The 20,013-nt window shown below is 72.6% G+C and carries 17 protein-coding genes and 1 pseudogene; 6 read left to right on the forward strand and 12 right to left on the reverse strand.

Going from position 1 to position 20,013, the window contains the following annotated elements:
- Positions 1-118: 118 nt before the first annotated feature.
- From AC2W7E_RS13375 to AC2W7E_RS13385, 3 genes are read right to left on the reverse strand one after another with little or no spacing between them, the layout of a single operon-like run.
- Positions 119-1,537, reverse strand: coding sequence for a dihydrolipoamide acetyltransferase family protein (locus AC2W7E_RS13375; protein ID WP_485989302.1), 1,419 nt, complete (start codon positions 1,535-1,537; stop codon positions 119-121).
- Positions 1,534-2,562, reverse strand: a complete 1,029-nt coding sequence (locus AC2W7E_RS13380; protein WP_249520799.1) for an alpha-ketoacid dehydrogenase subunit beta — start codon at positions 2,560-2,562, stop codon at positions 1,534-1,536. Before AC2W7E_RS13380 ends, AC2W7E_RS13375 begins: the two co-directional genes overlap by 4 nt.
- Positions 2,559-3,671 (reverse strand): thiamine pyrophosphate-dependent enzyme, encoded by a 1,113-nt coding sequence (locus AC2W7E_RS13385; RefSeq protein ID WP_249520798.1) that lies wholly within the window; start codon positions 3,669-3,671, stop codon positions 2,559-2,561. Before AC2W7E_RS13385 ends, AC2W7E_RS13380 begins: the two co-directional genes overlap by 4 nt.
- Positions 3,672-3,821: 150 nt before the next feature.
- On the opposite strand from AC2W7E_RS13385, the gene AC2W7E_RS13390 reads away from it, so the two are divergent.
- From AC2W7E_RS13390 to AC2W7E_RS13405, 4 genes and pseudogenes are all read left to right on the forward strand, one after another.
- Complete coding sequence (locus AC2W7E_RS13390) at positions 3,822-4,259, forward strand: Lrp/AsnC family transcriptional regulator (RefSeq protein WP_025103849.1); 438 nt, start codon at positions 3,822-3,824, stop codon at positions 4,257-4,259.
- 160 nt (positions 4,260-4,419) lie between these two features.
- Positions 4,420-6,057 (forward strand): HNH endonuclease signature motif containing protein, encoded by a 1,638-nt coding sequence (locus AC2W7E_RS13395; RefSeq protein WP_485989303.1) that lies wholly within the window; start codon positions 4,420-4,422, stop codon positions 6,055-6,057.
- Between the two features lie 22 nt (positions 6,058-6,079).
- On the forward strand, positions 6,080-7,558 hold the full coding sequence (locus AC2W7E_RS13400) for an aldehyde dehydrogenase family protein (protein ID WP_338565628.1): 1,479 nt from the start codon (positions 6,080-6,082) through the stop codon (positions 7,556-7,558).
- A 29-nt stretch (positions 7,559-7,587) separates the two neighbouring features.
- Positions 7,588-9,053, forward strand: a pseudogene (locus tag AC2W7E_RS13405) (GMC family oxidoreductase).
- Between the two features lie 66 nt (positions 9,054-9,119).
- Here the strand turns inward: AC2W7E_RS13405 and AC2W7E_RS13410 are convergent.
- Genes AC2W7E_RS13410 through AC2W7E_RS13430 form a run of 5 tightly spaced genes read right to left on the reverse strand, consistent with a single transcriptional unit; the run spans position 9,120 to position 13,880 of the window.
- Positions 9,120-9,506, reverse strand: a complete 387-nt coding sequence (locus AC2W7E_RS13410) for a DUF202 domain-containing protein (RefSeq protein WP_485989304.1) — start codon at positions 9,504-9,506, stop codon at positions 9,120-9,122.
- A 13-nt stretch (positions 9,507-9,519) separates the two neighbouring features.
- Positions 9,520-9,876 (reverse strand): YidH family protein, encoded by a 357-nt coding sequence (locus tag AC2W7E_RS13415; RefSeq protein ID WP_085606759.1) that lies wholly within the window; start codon positions 9,874-9,876, stop codon positions 9,520-9,522.
- 25 nt (positions 9,877-9,901) lie between these two features.
- Positions 9,902-11,545 carry an amidohydrolase gene (locus AC2W7E_RS13420; RefSeq protein WP_485989305.1) on the reverse strand — a complete coding sequence of 548 codons (1,644 nt, stop codon included), beginning with the start codon at positions 11,543-11,545 and terminating at the stop codon, positions 9,902-9,904.
- 1 nt (position 11,546) lies between these two features.
- Positions 11,547-12,386, reverse strand: a complete 840-nt coding sequence (locus AC2W7E_RS13425) for a molybdenum cofactor biosynthesis F family protein (protein ID WP_062766331.1) — start codon at positions 12,384-12,386, stop codon at positions 11,547-11,549.
- A gap of 39 nt (positions 12,387-12,425) precedes the next feature.
- Complete coding sequence (locus AC2W7E_RS13430; protein WP_485989306.1) at positions 12,426-13,880, reverse strand: APC family permease; 1,455 nt, start codon at positions 13,878-13,880, stop codon at positions 12,426-12,428.
- Between the two features lie 243 nt (positions 13,881-14,123).
- Between AC2W7E_RS13430 and AC2W7E_RS13435 the strand changes: the two genes are divergently transcribed.
- Together AC2W7E_RS13435 and AC2W7E_RS13440 are read left to right on the forward strand one after the other, a co-directional pair.
- The gene (locus tag AC2W7E_RS13435) at positions 14,124-14,873 is read left to right on the forward strand and encodes an SDR family NAD(P)-dependent oxidoreductase (RefSeq protein ID WP_249520790.1); all 750 of its coding nucleotides are present in this window, start codon (positions 14,124-14,126) and stop codon (positions 14,871-14,873) included.
- A gap of 53 nt (positions 14,874-14,926) precedes the next feature.
- Entirely contained in the window at positions 14,927-15,742 is an 816-nt protein-coding gene (locus AC2W7E_RS13440) for an SDR family NAD(P)-dependent oxidoreductase (protein WP_071327385.1), read from the forward strand.
- A 49-nt stretch (positions 15,743-15,791) separates the two neighbouring features.
- Here AC2W7E_RS13440 and AC2W7E_RS13445 read toward each other — a convergent pair whose 3' ends face one another.
- From AC2W7E_RS13445 to AC2W7E_RS13460, 4 genes are all read right to left on the reverse strand, one after another.
- Positions 15,792-16,442 (reverse strand): HAD-IA family hydrolase, encoded by a 651-nt coding sequence (locus tag AC2W7E_RS13445; protein WP_485989307.1) that lies wholly within the window; start codon positions 16,440-16,442, stop codon positions 15,792-15,794.
- Between the two features lie 111 nt (positions 16,443-16,553).
- Positions 16,554-17,246 carry an ABC transporter ATP-binding protein gene (locus AC2W7E_RS13450; protein WP_025103863.1) on the reverse strand — a complete coding sequence of 231 codons (693 nt, stop codon included), beginning with the start codon at positions 17,244-17,246 and terminating at the stop codon, positions 16,554-16,556.
- Positions 17,243-19,015, reverse strand: coding sequence for a branched-chain amino acid ABC transporter ATP-binding protein/permease (locus AC2W7E_RS13455; protein WP_485989308.1), 1,773 nt, complete (start codon positions 19,013-19,015; stop codon positions 17,243-17,245). The genes AC2W7E_RS13450 and AC2W7E_RS13455 overlap by 4 nt, the downstream gene beginning before the upstream one ends.
- On the reverse strand, positions 19,002-19,862 hold the full coding sequence (locus tag AC2W7E_RS13460; RefSeq protein WP_025103865.1) for an ABC transporter permease subunit: 861 nt from the start codon (positions 19,860-19,862) through the stop codon (positions 19,002-19,004). The genes AC2W7E_RS13455 and AC2W7E_RS13460 overlap by 14 nt, the downstream gene beginning before the upstream one ends.
- Positions 19,863-20,013 lie beyond the last annotated feature (151 nt).

Here is a 20,013-nt window from a genome sequence, read left to right on the forward strand (position 1 = left end):
CTGCGAGGGGGAGCGCCGACGCGGGTACGTCGGCGATGACTTACCGAATGATCGGTCAGTAATCGCCGAGCGTAGCGTATCGGCGCTCCGCCCACGAGGGTTCGCCGGCCGGTCGACCTCAGACCCGCCCGAAGGCGCGGAGCGGATGCTCGATGAGCTCCACCACGCGGCGGAGGAATCCGGCCGCATACCCGCCGTCGCAGACGCGGTGGTCGAACACGAGCGAGAGCTGGACGATGCGACGCGGCACGATCGCCCCGTCCACGACCCAGGGCCGCTCGATGATCCGGCCGATGCCGAGGATCGCGACGTCGGGGTGATTGATGATCGCCGCGGAGCCGTCGACGCCGAGCCCGCCGTAGTTGTTGAGCGTGAAGGTCGATCCGCCGAGCCGCTCGGGCGGGAGCGTGCCGGCGCGCGCGGTGGCCGCGAGCTCGCGCAGGGCGGCGTCGAGGTCGGCGACCGTGAGCCGGTGCGCGTGCGGGACGACCGGGACGAGGAGGCCGCGTTCGGTGTCGGCCGCGACGCCGAGGTTCACGCCGTCGAACGAGATCAACTCGGAGCCGTCGTCGCTGAGCCGCGAGGCGAGGACCGGGTAGTCCTCCAGTGCGAGCAGCACGAACCGCGCGAGGAGCGCCGTGATCGACGGGGCCTTCGCGCCCTCGGGAGCCATCCGCCCGCGGAGGTCCCAGAGCTCGGTGGCGTCGACGTCGACCCACACGGTGGCCTCGGGGATCTCCGAGCGGCTCTGGGCGAGCCGGGCGCTCACGGTACGGCGCAGCGGGGACAGGCGCTCGCGGCTGCGGACCGGGAGGCCGTCGATCTCGCCGGTGGGAGCGGTCGCGGAGGTCGGCGCCGGGGCCGCGGCGACGCCGTCCACCGCATGGTCCACGGCGGCGCGCAGCACGTCGGCGCGCGTGATCGCCCCGTCCGCTCCGGTGGGGGAGATCGCGTGCACGTCGAGGCCCAGATCCCGGGCGAGGCGCCGCACGAGTGGCGACCGCACGGCGACCGGCGCGGGTCGCGCGGCGTCGCGGGGGGCCGGTGCGGGCGACTCCGGAGCGGTCGCGGCGGGTGCGGCGGGTGCGGGTGCTGACGAGGCGGGTGCCGGTGCGGGGCGTGGCGCCACGGGGCGGCGTCGCCGACCCGTCGAGGCGGACGCGGAGGTGCCGTACCCGATGAGGACGTTGCCCGACCCCGCCCGCTCCTCCTGCCGGTACGCCTCGTGCTCGGGCTGCGCGGCGGGGGCCTGCGGCGCGGACGTGGTCTCCTCGCTGCCGGGGTCGGCGACCTCCAGCACCGGGGCCCCGACGTCGATGGTGTCGCCGGGTGTGCCGTGCAGCGCCGTCACAACGCCCGCGAACGGCGAGGGCAGTTCCACGACGCTCTTCGCGGTCTCGACCTCGGCGATGGCCTGGTCGGTCGCGATCGTGTCGCCGACGGACACCAGCCACTGCACGAGGCCGGCCTCGGTGAGTCCCTCGCCGAGGTCGGGGAGGCGGAACACGCGGGTCGCGGTCTTCACCGGGGTGCTCATGCTTCGTCCTCCCAGTGCAGCGTGTCGATCGCGTCGAGCACCCGATCGACGTCCGGCAGGTACCAGTGCTCGAACTTCGGCGGCGCGTAGGGGGTGTCGAAACCGGTCACCCGCCGCACCGGGGCCTCCAGGTACTCGAAGCAGCGCTCGAACACCCGGGCCTGGATCTCGGAGGCGACGCTGACGAATCCCGGGGCCTCGGCGATCACGACCGCGCGTCCCGTGGACCGCACCGCCGCGGTGACCGTCTCGTCGTCGAAGGGGGAGAGGGAGCGCACGTCGACCACCTGCACGCTACGCCCTTCGCCCGCGGCGACCTCTGCCGCCTCCAGCGCGAGCGGCACGGAGGCTCCGTACGCGAGGAGGGTCACGTCGGTGCCCTCCCTGGCGATGCGCGCCGCGCCGATCTCCGCCGTCACCGCGGTGTCGACCTCGCCCTTCGACCAGTAGAGCTTCTTGGGCTCGAGGAAGACCACCGGGTCCGGCGAGGCGATGGCCGCCCGGAGCAGCGAGTAGGCGTCCTGCGGGGTGGACGGGCTCACGACGGTGAGGCCGGGCGTGTGCGCGTAGTATGCCTCGGACGAGTCGCAGTGGTGCTCCACGCCCCCGATGCCACCGCCGAACGGGATGCGGATCACGAGCGGCATGCGCATCCCGCCGCGGGTGCGGTTGCCGAGCTTCGCGACATGGCTGACGATCTGCTCGAACGCGGGCAGGGCGAAGGCGTCGAACTGCATCTCGACCACCGGGCGCATCCCGTTCATCGCCATGCCGACGGCGGTGCCGATGATGCCGGACTCCGCGAGCGGGGTGTCGAAGCAGCGGTCCTCGCCGAAGCGGGCGGTGAGTCCGTCCGTGATGCGGAAGACGCCGCCGAGGGCTCCCACATCCTCTCCGAACACGACCACGTCGGGGTCGGCGGCGAGGGCGTCGGCGAGGGCGCGGTTGAGGGCGGCGGCCATGGTCATGGTCGTGGTGGTGCCGGCGTCCGTCGCGACCGGCGTCTCGTGCTCGGTGATGGTCATCGGGGGCCTCCGGTCGTCATCGTCTCGGCGGGGAGGGAGCGGGCGATCTCGTCCCGGAGGAGCTGCCACTGCTCCTCACGCTGCGGCGAGCGGGTCGCGGTCACGAAGCGGAAGAGGTCTTCCGGGTCGAGCTCCGCATCGGTGTTCAGGGCGGTGCGCATGGCGGCGGCGATCTCCTCCGCGCCCGCGGCGAAGCGCGACTCGGCCTCGTCGTCCAGCGTCCCCGTCGCGGTGAGGTGCGCGCGCAGGCGGAGCAGCGGATCGCGGGCGAGCCAGGCCTGCACGTCGTCGCGCTCGCGGTACCGGGTGTCGTCGTCGGCGTTGGTGTGCGCCTGCATGCGGTAGGTGTGGGCCTCGACGAGGGAAGGGCCGCCGCCGGCGCGGGCGCGGTCGACGGCCTCCGTGAGCACCGCGAGGACCGCGGCCACGTCGTTGCCGTCGACGCGCTGTCCCGGCATGCCGTAGCCGACCGCCTTGTGGGCCAAGGAGGGCGCGGCGGTCTGCCGGGAGAGGGGGACCGAGATCGCGAACTCGTTGTTCTGCACGAAGAACACGACCGGGACGTGGAAGACGGCGGCGAAGTTCATCGCCTCGTGGAAGTCGCCCTCGCTCGTCGCGCCGTCGCCGCAGAGCGCGAGCACCACGGTGTCCTCGCCGCGGTGCTTCGCCGCCTGCGCGAAGCCGACCGCGTGCAGGAGCTGGGTCGCGAGCGGGGTGGCCTGCGGGGCGACGCGGTGCGCACGCACGTCGTAGCCGGAGTGCCAGTCACCCTTGAGGAGCACCATCGCCTCCGCGGGCGCGACGCCGCGGGCGATCACGGCGACCGAGTCGCGGTACGTGGGGAAGAGCCAGTCGGTGTCGCCGAGCACCATCGCCGCGGCCACCTGGCAGGCCTCCTGCCCGTGCGACGAGGGGTAGACCGCGAGGCGTCCCTGGCGCACGAGCGCGCCGGCCTGATCGTTGATGCGGCGGCCTTCGACGAGGCCGCGGTAGGCCGCCAGCAGGACGTCGGCGGCGGGGAGCGCGTAGGTCTCGTCGGGGAGGGTGGTCCCGTCCTCGGCGATCAGTCGTACCGCGGTGTCCCGCGGGAGCATGTCGTGGGGGTGCATCCGTCCGCCTTCCTTGCCGAACTCGATGAGGACAGCATGCCGCGCGTGTGACAGTCATCCAAGATCCGTCGCGGGATCGTGGACGATTGCTCGCGACGTGCCACAATGGCTTCCGAAATGTCAGGATTTCCCGGACGGGAGAGGGGTGCCATGGCGGCGCTGGACGAGACGGATCGCGCGATCCTCGCGGAGCTGCGGCGGGATGCGCGGGCGTCCATGACCGCGATCGCCGAGGCGGTGCACATCTCCCGCGCGGGGGCGCATGCCCGCATCAAGCGGCTCAGCGACGCCGGGGTGATCACGGGGTACACCGTGCGCACCGACCCTGTGCTGCTGGGGCATCACGCGAGCGCGTACGTGACCCTCGCGATCGAACAGGCCACGTGGCAGGAGGTGAGCGCGCGGCTCCGGGCGATCCCGGAGATCGAGCACATGGCGCTCGTCGGCGGCGACTTCGACGTGCTGCTGCTCGTGCGCGCCAACGACGCCCGCGACCTGCGCCGCATCGTGCTGGAGGACATCCAGGCGATCCCGTCGATCCGCTCGACCCGGACGATCCTGATCTTCGAGGACTTCGACCGGGCGTGACGGTTGTTTCCTGCGACGGGGATCGTTGGGTGCGGTGCTGTGGAGGGGTGATCGCGGGTCTCTTCGCGTGCAGGAGGAGTCTCGCGCGCGTACTGGAATATCGCTCTGAACAGGGGTAATCAGGCCTCGCAATGTCGGCGGCCCTCTGTTGAATCGTCGTATGGAAGGCACCCCGGTAGCGGTTCTCGACGACACGGTCGTCGCTCTCGACGCCGTGCTGCAGTCCGGCACCGTGGGCGCTCTCGATGCCGGGGCGATGATGGACCTGCTGCGGGTCGCGGGCGAGATCCAGCGACGCGTGGAGGCCGTGATCGTGGAGGCGGTCGCGAGCGTCGATCCGCGTCCGGCGGGGTCGGGGGAGCCGGCCTTCTGCGGAGGGTTCGGCTGCCGCTCGATGAACGAGCTGCTGCAGCGTGTGCTCCGCACCGACGGCGCGTCCGCCGCGCGCCTCGTGAAGAGCGCGCGGTTGGTGCGACGCGAGGTCGACCTGTCCTCCGGGGAGTGGCTGCCGGCGCGGTGGCCGGCGCTGCGCGAGGCCCTCGTCGACGGGGCGCTCGGCGTGACCGGGTTGCTGGCTGCGACCGGGCCGATCGAGCAGGCAGGGCCTCGCGTGCGCCTCGCCGACCGCTGGGAGGCCGACGCGTATCTCGCGGAGGTCGCTCGTGGCGAGGAGAGCGACGACGACGAGAACAGTTATGACGTCCAGAACACTGATGATGACGAGAACAAGTCCGGTCCGGCGCCGACGCCCGAGGATCTGCGGGTGCGGGCGCAGCTGATCGTGCAGTACCTCGACCCCGACGGCGCGGAGCCTGCGGAAGACATCGCGCTTCGAGCGCGGGGTGTGGTGCTGGGGCGCGCCAAGGACGGCGTGATCCCGGTCCGGGGCGCACTGCTGCCCGAGGTCGCGGGGCAGCTGCAGCGGATCTGGGACGCGTATCTGAACCCGAAGGTCGACGGTCCGCCGCTTCCCGGCGTCCACTTCGTGCCGTCCGCGGAACTCGCGGATGCCGAGCGGCGGGACGCGGCGGTGTCCCCGGACGACGATGGGCTCCCGGCCGGCGACCCCGGCGGGATGGTCGACGGGCGCACGCGGGCACAGAAGCAGCACGACGCGCTCGCGGCGGCCCTGGGGATCGCAGCCCGGCACGACGACATGCCACGGCTGGGCGGTGCCGCCCCGACACTCGTGGTGACGGTCGGCGCCGAGGACTATGCCACGGGGCGCGGCTGGGCTCGGGTCGAGGGCGCCGAGACGCCGGTGTCGACGCGGGTGGCCGCACATACGGCGTGCGGAGGGACGGTCCAGCGGGTCGTGCTCGGGGCCGGCGGGAGGATCGTCGGGCTCGGGTCGAGCGACCGGATCTTCACCCCCGCGCAGCGCCGGGCGATCGGCGTGCGGGACGGTGAGTGCCTGATCCCCGGGTGTCACGTCCCCGCCGCTTGGTGCGAGATCCACCACGTCACGGAGCACGCGCACGGGGGTCCGACGCACACCGACAACGGGGTCGCGCTGTGCTGGCACCACCACCGCACCCTGGACACCTCGGGGTGGCAGATCCGCATGCGAGAGGGAGTGCCGCAGGTGCGAGGGCCGGCGTGGTGGGATCCGAGGCGACGATGGCGCACGCCGCGCCCGGCGCTTCCCGGCTTCACGGACCGGACGGGGGCCGATTCGCTCACGCGGACCGGCTCGGGAGCGCATCCTTCGCGCGGGGACATCTCCGGCGCGCTCCGCGACAAGTGCGGCGGGAAGGGCCGACCGAGAATGAGAAGAAGACCGGCGTCCGCGCCGTGACCCGCTCGAAGGAGAGACACCGATGTCCGATTCCGCCGTTCCCGTAGCCGTCGACTCCGGATCCGCCGATTCCGCGGCGTCCGCCGCTGCGGCGCTGCTCGACCGCATCCAGCCCCCGCAGGGCGAGGGGCGCGAGATCCCCGATGCCGCGACGCGGGAGGTCATCGGACGCGCGCCCGTGGCCACGGTCGCCGACCTTGACGACGCGATCGCCCGTGCGAAGGCCGCGCAGCCCGCGTGGGAAGCGCTCGGACACGAGAAGCGGAGCGCGCTCCTGCTGGCCGCGGCCGACGCCATCGACGCGAACGCCGAAGGGCTCGCCTACCTCCTGTCGCGGGAGCAGGGCAAGCCGCTGAACGGCCCCAACGCGCGGTTCGAGCTCGGCGCCTGCTCGGCCTGGCTGCGCACCAACGCCACCACCGTCCTGGAGCCGCAGGTGCTCGTCGACGACGAGACGCTGCACGCCGAGCTCGTCTACAAGGCGGCCGGTGTGGTCGGCGCCATCGGGCCGTGGAACTGGCCGCTCATGATCACGATCTGGCAGATCGGCCCGTCGCTGCGCATGGGCAACACGGTCGTCGCGAAGCCCAGCGAGTACACGCCGCTGAGCGTGCTGGCGATGCTCGCCGTGATGAACGATGTGCTGCCCGCCGACGTCCTCATCGGCGTCTCCGGCGACCGCGAGGTGGGCGGCCGCCTCGCCTCGCACCCCGACATCGCCAAGATCATGTTCACGGGCTCCACCGCGACAGGGCGCCGCATCATCGAGAGCTCCGCGGGCAACCTCGCCCGCCTCACGCTGGAGCTGGGCGGCAACGACGCGGGCATCGTGCTCCCCGGCACCGATCCCTCCGCGATCGCGGAAGACCTCTTCTGGGGTGCGTTCATCAACACCGGACAGACCTGCGCCGCCATGAAGCGCCTCTACGTGCACGACTCCGTGTACGACGAGGTCGTGGACGCGCTCGCCGCGATCGCCGCGCAGGTGCCGATGGGCAACGGGCTCGACGAGGGCAACGTGCTCGGACCGCTGCAGAACCGCCCGCAGTTCGACATCGTCAGTCGCCTCGTCGACGATGCGCGCAGTCGCGGCGCCCGGATCGTCACCGGTGGCGAGCCGGCCGCCGAGCTCGGCGAGCTGTTCTACCGGCCCACCATCGTCGCCGACATCGACAACGACGCAGCGCTCGTGCAGGAGGAGCAGTTCGGTCCCGCGCTTCCCGTCATCCGCTACAGCGACGTCGACGAGGCCTTCGCGCTCGCGAACGCGCTCGACGTGGGCCTCGGCGCCTCGGTGTGGGCGAGCGACCCGGAGGAGGCCCGCGCCGTCGCCGCGCGCATGCAGTCCGGCACGGTGTGGATCAACTCGCACGGCGGGCTGCACCCGATGGTGCCGTTCGGCGGCGTGAAGAGCTCGGGCTACGGGCTGGAGTTCGGCGTCGAGGGGCTCAAGTCCGTCGCCGTCACCCAGGTCGTCTCCGGACCCGGCCGGAAGGCGTGAACGTGGCCGTGGCGAACAGTGGCGCGGGTGTGCGCTCCGCGATCGTCGTCGGTGCCGGCACGTCGGGAGCCATCGTCGCGCGGCGTCTCACCGACGCCGGTGTCGCGGTGACGCTCGTCGAGGCGGGCGGCTACGACACGAACCCGGCCATCCACGACCCGCGCGGGCGGGTGAACTCTGGCACTCCGCCGAGGACTGGGACTTCTTCACCGTGCCGCAGCCGCACGCGGCCGGTCGTCGGCTGCATCTTCCTCGCGGCAAGGTCACCGGTGGGTCGCACGCGCTGAACGCCATGATCTGGGTGCGCGGCGCGGCCTCCGACTACGACGCGTGGGAGGCGGCCGGCGCGACCGGATGGGGCTGGGCCGAGGTCGAGCCGATCTACGATGCGATCGAGAACGACCTGCTGCCCGTGACCGACGACTACGCGCTCGCACCCATCCAGGCCTCGATCATCGACGCCGCCGTCGAGGAGGGGCTGCCGCGCAACCCGAACTACAACGGGGGCACGCTCGACGGGGTCTCGCAGGAGCAGGTCACGATCACGGACGGCCGCCGCGTCAACACCTGGACCGCCTATGCGCAGCCCGTCGCCGACCGGATGACGATCCTCACCGGTCGCGCCGTCCACTCCGTGATCGTGCGCGACGGTCGTGCGGTCGGCATCCGGCTGGGGGAGGGCGACGACGCCGAGGAGGTGCTCGCGGACGAGGTCATCCTCTCGGCGGGAGCACTCGGCACTCCTGTCATCCTGCTGCGCTCGGGCATCGGTCCCGCCGCTGAGCTGAGTGCCCTCGGCATCCCCGTCGTGCACGACGCCCCCGCCGTGGGCAAGAACCTGCACGACCACCTCCTGTCGCCGGTGATCTTCGCGACGGAGAAGAAGCCCGTCGGCCCGCCGCAGCCGGGGGTCTCCGTCACACAGAGCCACCTGTTCTGGCGCAGCCGCGACGGCCTCGCGCAGCCGGACACGCAGCCCATCCACTTCTCCGTCCCGATGTGGGGCGAGCTCGAGCCGAAGGGCACCGACGGGTTCACGCTCATGGCGGGCCTGGTGACGCCGTACAGCCGCGGCGAGCTGCGCCTCACCGGTCCCGGCCTCGACGACCTGCCGCACATCGACCTGGCAGCGCTGGAGGATCACCGGGACGTCGATGCCCTGGCCGCCTCGGTGCGCCAGTGCCGCCGCATCGGCACGCAGCCCGCGCTCGCCGAGGAGTGGGGTGCGGTCGAGGTCTACCCCGGGCCGGACGTGGCGGACGACGACGTGGAGGAGTGGGTGCGCCGCACCGCCATCACCTACCACCACCAGGTCGGCACCTGTCGCATGGGCTCCGACCCGGAGTCGGTGGTCGATCCGCAGCTCCGGGTGCGCGGGATCGAGGGGCTCCGGGTGATCGACGCCTCGGTCATGCCGACCGTGCCCACCGGCAACACCAACGCGCCCGCGGCCATGATCGGCGAACGCGGCGCGCGGTTCCTCCTCGCGGACTGAGGGAGGGCGGCGAGGGGACGCGGGGCGGTCACGGCATCTGTCGCGTTCGCCCCGCGCTCCGGCGTGTCAGCGCGTGAGCAGCGTCACCGCCACGAGCGCGAGGGCGACGAGACCGAAGCCGGTCGCGAACACCGTCAGCGCGAGCGGGAGTCCGCCGCCGGGCAGCGGCCCGCGCGCCCGGGCGGTGAGCATTGCGGTCGTCCGCCGCTGCCGACGGCGAGCGGCGATCCAGAGCAGGGCCGCCGTGCCGACGCCCAGCACGCCCGGGACGAGGCCCCACCCCTCGGCGCCGGTCGGCAGCACGAGGGGGAACACCCGCAGCGACAGCAGCGAGCCGACCGCGATCGCGAGGGCCGTGCGCCGCCAGGCCAGCTCCGTGCGCTCCGGCTGCAGCCCGGGATCGTATAGATCGGGCGCCGAGGTGTCGGGCGCGGGAGTATCGGGGGCGGTCATCGGCAGGGCTCCGTCAGCGCCACAGCACCCCGGCGAGGACGAGCAGCCCCGTCGTCACGACGACCACGGCGAGCACCACCGCCGACAGTGCGCCGGGCAGCGGCCGTCCCTGCCGCAGGGCGCGCTCGGCCCGCATCCACTCGAACCAGGCGAGCGGCGCCACGGCCGTGCCGGCGATGATCAGCAGCAGCGATGCGGCCAGCCGGAACCCGGGATGCAGGTCGAGCCCGAGGACCTCGAGCGCGACGCCGCCCGCGATCAGCGCCAGGCCGGTGCGGGTCCAGGCCAGGAACGTGCGCTCGTTGGCGAGGGAGAACCGGGGATCGGGCTCGTCCCCGACCCGGTAGACGGAGGCGGGGAAGCGGCGCATGCGCCCATCGTACGGCGCGTCGTGTTCAGCGCTCGTGCACCGTGCGCCCGGCGAACCACGTCGAGACGACCTCGGTGTGCACGATCTCCTCCGCCGGTCCGCCGATCGCATCCCGTTCCAGGATCACGAAGTCGGCGGACTTGCCGGGGGTCAGGGAACCGGTCTCCGCGCCGAGCCCCATCGCCGTCGCGGCGTTGATCGTGAAGACCTCCAGCGCCTCCTCGGCGGAGATCGCTTGTTCCGGCCACAGTGTGCCCGCGGCCCGACCGAGCGGATCGGCGCGTGTCACCAGCCCCTGCAGGCCCTCGAGCGTGTTCGGCGACTCGCTCACCGGCCAGTCCGAGCCGCCGGCCACGAGGGCCCCGGCGTCGAGGAGGGCACGGTTGGGCTGGGAGTGCTCGGCACGCTCTCCCAGCACGTCCGCCAGCGCCTGAGGGATGACGCCCGGGTACCAGATGAACGGGGAGATGTCGGCGGAGACGTCGAGCGCCGCGAGCCGGGGGATGTCGCTCTCCGCGAGGAACTGCCCGTGCGCGATCTGCACCGGCGTCGTGAAGCCCTCCGCGCGCACGCGCGCGGTCGCGTCGAGCACGAGGCGCGCCGACCCGTCGCCGGTGCAGTGCACCTTGGCCCCGAGACCGCGGGCGGCGACGGCCCGCAGCCAGTCGGTGAGCTCGTCGAGGGTCATGGTCGTCTCGCCATGGAAGTGCGCCCCGTGCACCGGATCCGCCGGATACGGGTCGAGGAAGGAGGCGGTGCGTGCGGGCGGCACGCCGTCGAGGAAGATCTTCACGAAGTCCGGGCGATGGTGCGGCGTGCGGAACTCCTCGCCCCGGTCGAGGAGGGGAGCGCCGATGGGGTCGAATCCGAAGATCTCGTCGTTGATGAGGAGCGAGGAGACGACCCAGGCGTGCAGCTCGTCGGCGCGGTCGAGCCCGGCGAGTGCGGCGAGGATGTCGACGGAGACCCCCGCGTCCTGGAACGCCGTGATCCCGAACGAGTTCAGCAGCTCGATGCCGCGGCGGGACGCGGCGGCGTGCTGCTCCGGGGTGAGTCCGCCGCTGCGGTCATACGCCTCCTGCACCGGGATGCCGGCGGCCTCCAGGAGCACGCCGGTGGGCGTGCCGTCGTCGGGGTCGAGCAGCGTGACCCCGGAGGTCGGGATGCTGTCCGCCGTGATGCCGGCGAGCTCCAGGGCCCGGGTGCTGGCCCAGCGGTTGTGGCGGGAGTCCTCCATGAGCGCCACCGGTCGTCCGCCCGCCGCCTCGTCCAGCCGGCGCCGCGTGGCGGTGTTCGCCAGCGTCGGGAGCAGGGTCGTGGCCACGGCGCCGCCGACGATCCAGGCGTCCTCGGGCATGGTCTGCGCCTTCTCCCGCACCCGGTCGAGGATCTCGTCGAGCGTGAGGGAGGGGGCGAGCGACAGTTCGAAGAGCTCGGTCCGTCCGGCGAGCGCGTGGTGGTTGTGCACGTCCACGAAGCCGGGGTAGACGGCCGCGTCGCTGACCTCGACGACCCGCGTGCGGCGGCCCCGGAACGCCTCCACGTCGGCGCGGTCGCCGACGGCGAGGATCCGTCCGTCGCGCACCGCGAAGGCCTCGGCGCGCGGACGGGCGCGGTCGGACGTGCGGATCACGGAGCCGGTGACGAGGAGGTCGGCGACGTCGGTCATGTCAGGCGTCTCCGAAGGTCGCGGGCTCGAGCGCGGGCGTGTGGTGGGTGGTCGACAGCAGGCGGCCGTGCGCGCCGAACGTGAAGTGCGTCGGCACCTCACCGGTCTCGTCCAGACCGAACAGCACGCCGTGGGAGCGGATCGCGTTCACGTCGCGGTGGTCGGCGATCGTGACCGAGGCGCACGGGATCACCTTCTCGCGCCACGCGAAGATGTAGATCCCGGGGCGCACCTCCCACACGCTGTTCTCGTCGGTGTCGGCGAGCCCGCGCTCCGGACCGGCCAGGCACTGCCACGAGTACCAGCGCGGGGAGAGGTACACGTGCTCGTAGGCGTGCTCCTCGCTGTAGACCCACTCCACGCGGCGGCCGATGAGCGTGGTCGTGGGGGCGGCCTCGGCGCCGGTGACGTCGGCGCCCTCGATGGTGCCGGGGGCGAAGTGGTGCTGCACGCGGGTGCGGCCCTGCTCGGGCGCGGGAAGGATCTCGGAGATCACCGCGAGGGAGCGTCCGTGCCGCAGGTCGAGCACGAGCGAGACGGCCTCGTTCGGGAGGTAGCGGTGGTGGAACTGCACGAAGTAGAGCTCGTCGTCGACCTCGAACGCCTCGTAGTCGTCGGTGTCGGACGCCGCCTCGGTCGGGTCCTCGGCGCCGGGCTGGTACTCCCAAACCACCGTCGAGTCGTCGAAGCGGTGGACGATGCGGGTGCCTCGGGCGTCGACGACGGCGATCTCGCGGCCGCTCAGGGCGGTGGTGTGCGGGGCCTTGTTGGCGTCGAAGCCGGGGGCGAGCCCTTCGAGCGGCAGCCAGGTGGAGGTGTCGGCGGGGTTGAGGGTCGTCATGGGGATTCCTTCCTTCGGAGAACGGGGTCGGCGCGGGCGTCAGCGGTCGCTGAACCGCTCCAGGTCGGTCGCGAGACCGTCATAGACGGCGGGCTTGGCACGGCGGAGGTACGCGGCGTAGACGATGCCGGCGATCAGCGCGAGCACGAGCAGGAGCGGCATCAGGCGGATCGCGAGCTCCTCGGAGCCGGCCACGATGTTGAAGTTCACGATCGCCAGGATCGAGATGGCCGCGATGCCGAGGAAGCCGATGCCCGGAGCGATGAACGTGCTCCACCACCGCGGGTCCTTCCGGCGCCGGAAGTACACGACGATCGAGATCGCCGCGAGCCCCTGCAGGATCAGCACGCTGAGGGTGCCGAAGCCGAGCATCGCGGGCACGAGTGTGACGATGGGATCGGCACCGGCGAGGGCGAACAGGATCGCCACGATCGCCGCGAAGCCGGCCTGCACGATGCCCGCGAGCTGCGGGGCGCCGTTCGGGCGGGTGCGGGCGAGGGCCTGCGGGAGGATCTTCGCGCGGCCCAGCGAGTACAGGTAGCGGGTGGCGGAGTTGTGGAAGGCGAGCATCGCCGCGAACAGGCTGACCAGGAGCAGCACCATCATCACGGTCGTGAGCGGTCCGCCCAGGTACTGCTGCGAGAGCGAGAAGATGAGGTCGCCCGTGGGCAGGTGCTCCAGCGCCGTGGCCTGCGCCTGCGCGACTCCGGTCGCGCTCACCACGGCCCAGGTCGTGACGCCGAGGATCACGCCGATCGCGATGATCGAGGTGTAGGTCGCCCGCGGGATCGTGCGCAGCGGCTGCTTGGCCTCCTCGCTGAAGAGCGCGGTGGCCTCGAACCCGAGGAAGCCGGTCGCCGCGAGCAGCAGGCCGATGGGCAGCGAGCCGGAGAACACGGCCTCCGGGCTGAACGCGGCGACGTCGTAGCCGGTCTGCACGAGCACCGAGATGTCGAACACGACGAGCATGAGCACCTCGAGCACGAGGCACACCCCGAGCACCTTCGAGCTGAAGTCGACGCCGATCCGGGCGAGCACGAAGCAGACGACGATCGACAGCAGGCCCCAGACGAGCCAGTGCACGTCGAGCCCGGTGAGGTCGCGGATGATCGTCTGCATGAAGAAGCCGCTGGTGCCGATCGTGCCGACCACGAAGAAGTTGTAGCCGAGCGTAGCGATGAGGCCCGCGACGAGTCCGCCGGTGCGGCCGAGGCCCTTCACGACGAAGGCGTAGAAGCCTCCGGCGTTCACGAGCTGCTTCGACATCTGGGCGTAGCCGATCGCGAACAGCAGCAGGATGGCCGCGACGAGGAAGAACGACATCGGGGTGCCGCCGCCGTTGCCCAGTGCGATGGCGAGGGAGGCCACGACGACGATCCCGGTCAGCGGCGCGACCGCTGCGAGGACGAGGAACACGATGCCCGCGACGCCGAGGGCGCCGGGGCGGAGGGAGGTGTGGTGCGGCGTCGTGGGTGCGGAGGTCTGCTCTGCCACGTCGGCTCCTTTGCTCGGGTGACGGCCGTGTGGACACGGCATCGACGACGAGGGGAATCGTCGATAGAGCGAGTCTGCTCGCCGCCCCGTTCCGACGCTTGACCGTGAGCGAAGGACGATGGTGCCACCGCGCACACCCCGGCGTCGAGCGTGCGGGCCCTCCGCACCGCGGAGCAGGATGACCGGGACGACACCGCTGTCTCGTCGGCGCCGCGCGGCGCCGGGCCGCGGTCGGAGGATGCGATGGACCTGCAGCTCGACGGCACGACGGCCCTCGTCACGGGGGCTGCCTCCGGCATCGGTCGTGCCGTCGCCCGGGCGCTCGCGGCCGAGGGGGTGCGGGTCGCGCTGCTCGACCGGGATGCTGCCGCGCTCCGGGACGCGGCGGGGGAGGCCCGCATCGATCCGGTGCTGCTCGCCGCCGACGTCACGGACGAACAGCAGGTGGCCGCCGCCGTCGGCGCGGGTGTCCGGGCGCTGGGCGGTCTCGACGCGGTGGTCTGCTGCGCCGGGATCTCCGGCCCGGTCGGGACGCCGATCGAGGAGACTCCCCTGGAGGCGTGGAACCGCGTCCTCGCCGTCAATGTCACCGGCGCGTTCCTCGTGCTCAAGCACGCGATCGCGGCGCTCCGGGAGTCCGCCGCCGGATCCGTCGTGCTGCTCGCGAGCGACTCGGCTGTCGTGGCCTCCCCGGGCATGGCCCCCTACGCCGCGTCGAAGGCGGCGCTCGTCCAGTTCGGAAGGGCGCTCTCGGTCGACCTCGCCGGCACCGGGGTGCGGGTGAACGCGGTGTCACCGTCCATCGTCGACACCCCGATGAGCCGGGGCGACCTCGGCGCCGCGGCGTTCGACGAGCCCGCCTTCCCCGTGCAGAGCGCCGACGAGGTCGCCGTGCACGTCGCCTACCTCCTCTCCCCGCGGAGCCGGGCGGTCAACGGCACCACCCTCCTCAGCGACTTCGGGTACACCGCCCGGTCGGGTTTCCCCGCCTGACGCACCCGCGTCCGGCCCCACCGCGCACGCGCGCAGAACACACAGGAGCACACATGGCAACCGTGGTCGGATCGAGCGTCTCCGGACGCGTCGTCGTCATCACCGGAGGCGGCACGGGCATCGGCGCGGCGGTCGCGGAACGGTTCGCGGCCGAAGGGGCGCACGTCGTCGTGGTGGGCCGCCGCCCCGAGCCGCTGCACGAGGTCGAGCGGGCCGTCGGGGCGTTCCCCGTCGTCGCGGACGCGGCGGACACCGCGTCGGCGCAGGCCGCGATCGCCGAGATCCTCGCGCGGTTCGGCCGCATCGACGTTCTCGTCGCGAACGCCGGGGGACACGGGTTCTCGCCGGTCGCCGAGACCGACGACGCGAGCTGGGACGCTGCGATCCGCGCCAACCTCACCACCGCGTTCGTGATGGCGCGGGAGGCGCTGCCGGCGCTGATCGAGGCCAAGGGCCAGATCGTGGTCGTCTCCTCGCTGGCCGGTCTCTTCGCGGGGCCGTCGGTGGCCGGATACACGGTCGGCAAGCACGCCCTCATCGGCCTCACCCGGACGCTCGCGCGCGACTACGGGCGCCACGGCGTGCGCGTCAACGCGATCTGCCCCGGGTGGGTGCAGACGCCGATGGCCGACGAGGAGATGGACGAGTTCGCGGCGCACGCCGGTCTCGGCTCCCGCGAGGAGGGGTACGCGACGGTCACCGCCGACGTGCCGCTGCGCCGCCCGGCGCGGCCCGCCGAGATCGCCTCCGTCGTGCGGTTCCTCGGGTCGGGCGAGTCGTCGTACATCACCGGCGCCGTGATCGTGGCGGACGGCGGGTCGCACGTGGTCGACGTGCCGACCATCGCCTTCGACCACGCCGGGATGTAGCGCCGGGTCGGCCAGGTCAGGGTCGGCGGGGTGGTTCGGGCCCCGCGCGTCAGTCGATACGGAGCTCGAAGCCCTCGTCGGTCGGGACCACGGCGACGTGCGTGAGGTCGTCGACGTGCACGGTCGGGGCGTGGGCGCCGGCGTGCGGACCGATGCCGATCACGCGCATGCCCGCCGCGTGGGCGGCCTGGATGCCGGCGCCGGAGTCCTCGAACACGACGCAGTCCCCGGGGTCGATGCCGAGGGTGCGGGCGGCGAGGAGGAAGCCCTCCGGATCGGGCTTGGAGGCCGAGACGTTCTCCGCCGTGACGGCGAGCTCGGGGACCGTGAGCCCGGCCTGGCCCATCCGCGCGGTCATGAGCGCGACGTTGGCCGAGGTGACCACCGCGTGCGGGAACGGCTGCAGCGCGGCGAGCAGGTCGTCGGCGCCCGGGATGCCGATCACACCGTCCACGTCGGAGGCCTCGGTGGCGAGCATGACCTCGTTCTCACGGAGGTTGATCGCGTGGTCGCGCTCGGGGAGCAGGATCGCCATGCTCTGGTGCCCCTGGCGCCCGTGGACGGTGCGGAGCACGGTCTCCGGGTCGATCCCGTGCGGCTCCGCCCAGGCGAGCCAGAGGCGCTCCACGACGGCGGTCGAGTCGACGAGGGTCCCGTCCATGTCGAGGAGGGCGGCGCGGGCGTGGAGGATCTCGGTCACTCCCTCAGGCTAACCCCCACGCCGCCGACCCACCCCCTTTCGTGCGCCCCGGCCCCTTGCGCACGTACGCAAGGGGCCGGGAGGAACGCAACGGGGTGGGTCGACGGGGAGTCAGCCCCCGAGGTAGGCGCGGTGGAGGAGGGCGGGATCGTCTTGGAGGGCCTGCGGCGCACCCTGGAACGACACACGGCCGCCGGCGACGACCACCGCCTCCTGCGCGAGACCGAGTGCGAGCTGCGTGAACTGCTCCACCAGCAGCACCGCGACCCCGGACTCCGCGATCGACGACACGATCGGCATCAGGCGCAGGAACACCACCGGCGCGAGACCCAGGGACATCTCGTCGATGAGCAGCACCCGGGGCTTCGCCGCGAACGCCCGAGCCAGCACCACCATCTGCTGCTCCCCACCCGACAGCAGTGCCGTGGGGGAGTCGATGCGCTTCTCCAGCTCCGGGAACTGCGCGAGCACGGCCTCGATCTCCCCGGCGGTGCGCGCCGTGAGGGAGAGGTTCTCGCGCACGGTGAGCGACGGGAACACGGCCCGCCCCTGCTCGATGTGCACGATGCCGCGCCGGGCCCGCGCCACGCGGGAGAGCCGGTCGATCGGCTCCCCGTCCAGCAGGATCGACCCCGCCGAGTGCGGCGTCACGCCGGACACGGCCTCGATCAGGCTCGTCTTGCCCGCCCCGTTGGGGCCGACCAGGGCCAGGACCTCGCCCCCGGCGACCCGCAGTGAGACGTCCGAGATGACCGGCCCGGCACCGCGGCTCACCGTGACGCCGTCGAGCACCAGTGCGCTCATTTCAGCAGCTCCGTCTCTCCCATGTACGCCTTGACGACGTCGGGGTTCGCGAGGACCTCCGCCTGCGGGCCGCTCGCCAGGACGCGGCCGAAGTCGAGGACCGTGAGGGTCGGGCACACCGAGCGGACGAGGTCCAGGTCGTGCTCGATGATGATGAGGGCCACGCCGTAGCGCCCCGGGAGTTCGCGCAGGCGAGCAGCGAGCGCCAGATGCTCCTCGTGCGAGAGGCCGGCGGCGGGCTCGTCGAGGATGAGCAGGCGCGGGCGGGCGGCGACGTTCGCCGCGACCTCCACGAGCCGCCGGGTGCCGACGTCGACGCTCGAGAGGCGCGCCCGGGCCGGCGGGCACCCGAAGAACGCGAGGACCTCGTCGATGTCCGCCGCGGCGAGCCGCCGTCTGGCCACGAAGCGCACGTAGCCACCCACGGTCAGCGCCGGAGGCACGCGGTCCTGCTGGAAGGTCCGTCGCAGTCCGAGTCGCGCACGCCGGGTGGGGGAGAGCCCGGCGAGGTCGCGGTCGCCGAGGAGCACGCGGCCCTCGTGCTGGGGGAGGAAGCCGCTGATGGCGTCGACGAAGGTCGACTTCCCGGCACCGTTCGGACCGATGAGCCCCATGATCGAGGCGGCGGGCACCGTGAACGAGACGTCGTCGAGGGCCTTGAGCGCCCCGAACTGCACGGTCAGGCCGTCGACCGTGAGCACCGGGGCGCCGTCGAGGACCGCCTCGTCGACGGTGGCCGTCGTGGTCGTGGTGATCGCCGTCGCCTCGGTCCCCGCGTCGGGCGGGAGCGCCGTGAGCTCTGCGGTGGCCGTGCGCCGGTCGGCCCGTCGGTACAGGAGGTTGCGGATGCCCTGGCCGAGGTTCGTGCCGCTCGTGAGCGCCTGCACCCCCAGCACGCCGAACACGACGAAGCCCCAGTCCTGCGGCACGCCCCAGCGCTTGAGCAGCTCCGGCACGAGCACCCAGAGCAGTCCGCCGAAGATGGCCATGTCGATGAGGTGCGCGCCGGACATGATCGCCAGCACGTACAGGGCGAGGGACTGCAGCGGTGTGAAGCTCGAGGCGAAGGGGAGCTGCACCTGACCGGCGAGCAGCCCGCCGGAGATGCCGCCGAGGGCCGCCGACACCGCGAACGCCGTGAGCTTCGCGGTGCGCACGCTCTGCCCGGCCGCGGCCGTGCCCCGCTCGGAGAACGCGACGGCCTTCCAGCTCGCGCCCCACCGTCCGCGCTGCAGGAAGAACACCGCCAGACCGCAGACGGCGAGCACGACGATGGAGAGGAAGAAGAACTCCCGGTCGCTCCCGAACAGCGCCGGGCGCTCGATCGCGATGCCGTCCGCGGAGCCGGGGAACTGGATCTGCACGAGCGTGACGTCGGCCGCCGCGGCGAAGCCGAGCGTCACCACCGCGAGGTTCACCCCGCGCAGCCGCAGGGCGGGGAGCCCGACGAGGATGCCGACGAGACCGGCCGCGACACCGCAGAGCACGAGCCAGACGAGGAAGCCGCCCGGCGCCTGCATCACGTTCAGCAGCGAGACGATCCACGCCCCGACCGCGGCGAACGTGAGCTGGCAGAGGGCGATCATGCCGGCCGAGCCGGTGACGATGCCGAGGCCGAGGATCGCGATCGCGGCCGTGACGGCGCTGATCGCGAGGAAGACGAAGTAGCCGGGAAGGGCGGCGCTGAGGAGCGCGCCGACGCCGATGCCGACGACGGCGACGGCGAACGGCCAGGTGATCCGGAACCAGGGGCGGTCAGCGAGCGGCATCCCACACCTCCTTGCGTTGCGTCCACAGCAGCAGGACGACGATGAACAGGAACGGCAGGAAGTTGCGCACGAGCGCCACTTCGTCGATCTGCGCGACGAGTCCGCCGAGGACGCCGAGGAGCAGCCCGCCGACGACGGCGAGGTCGAGCCGGCGGAAGCCGCCGAGGAGCGCGGCCGCCGCAGCCGGGACGATGAGCATGGACAGGCTCGTGGCGTCGTTCGACTGCGAGGGCGCGACGATGATGATCGCGATGGCGCTGATGATCCCGGTGACGAACCAGACGGCGATCGACAGCGGCCGAGAGCGGATGCCGAGCAGCTCCGCCGTGGTCGGCCGCTCCGAGAGCGCGCGCAGCTGGGTGCCGACCCGGGTGCGGCGCAGCACGATGCGGACGGCGACGGCGGTGACGACGGCCATCGCCACCGTCGCGACGGTGACCTGGCTGATCACCACGCCGCCGAAGGAGAACGCGGGGCCGGCGATGATCGGGGTGAACGGCTGCGGCTTGTTGCCGAACAGGATGAACGACAGCGAGATGAGCAGCAGGAGCGGACCGACGGTCATGGCCGAGCGGGTCGTCGTCGAGGCCTCAGACAGCCAGGTCGCGGCGATGAACCCGATGGCCGCGGCGAGCACGCCCGCGACGAGGACGCCGAGGATCGAGCCCAGCCAGATGGGCAGCCCGATCTCTCGGACGAACCACACGGCGGTGAAGGCCCCGAACATGCCGGTCGCGGCCTGGGCGAAGTTCACCACGCGCACGAGGCGCGACATGAGGGTGAGGCAGACGCCGAGGACGGCGTAGAGGCCGCCGGCGGCGAGACCGGCGATGGCGCCTTGGAGCATGAGGCGTCCTTTCTGGTGAGGGGGAGGGCCCTTCGACAGGCTCAGGGACCCAGATGTGGGTCGCTGAGCCTGTCGAAGCGCGGGGACCCCGGGTGGGGCGCGACCGACGAGCCCTGGGACCGGGTGAGTGACGACTGCCAAAGGCACACGG

The organism is Microbacterium sp. CFSPD4_SD4 (assembly GCF_057364585.1).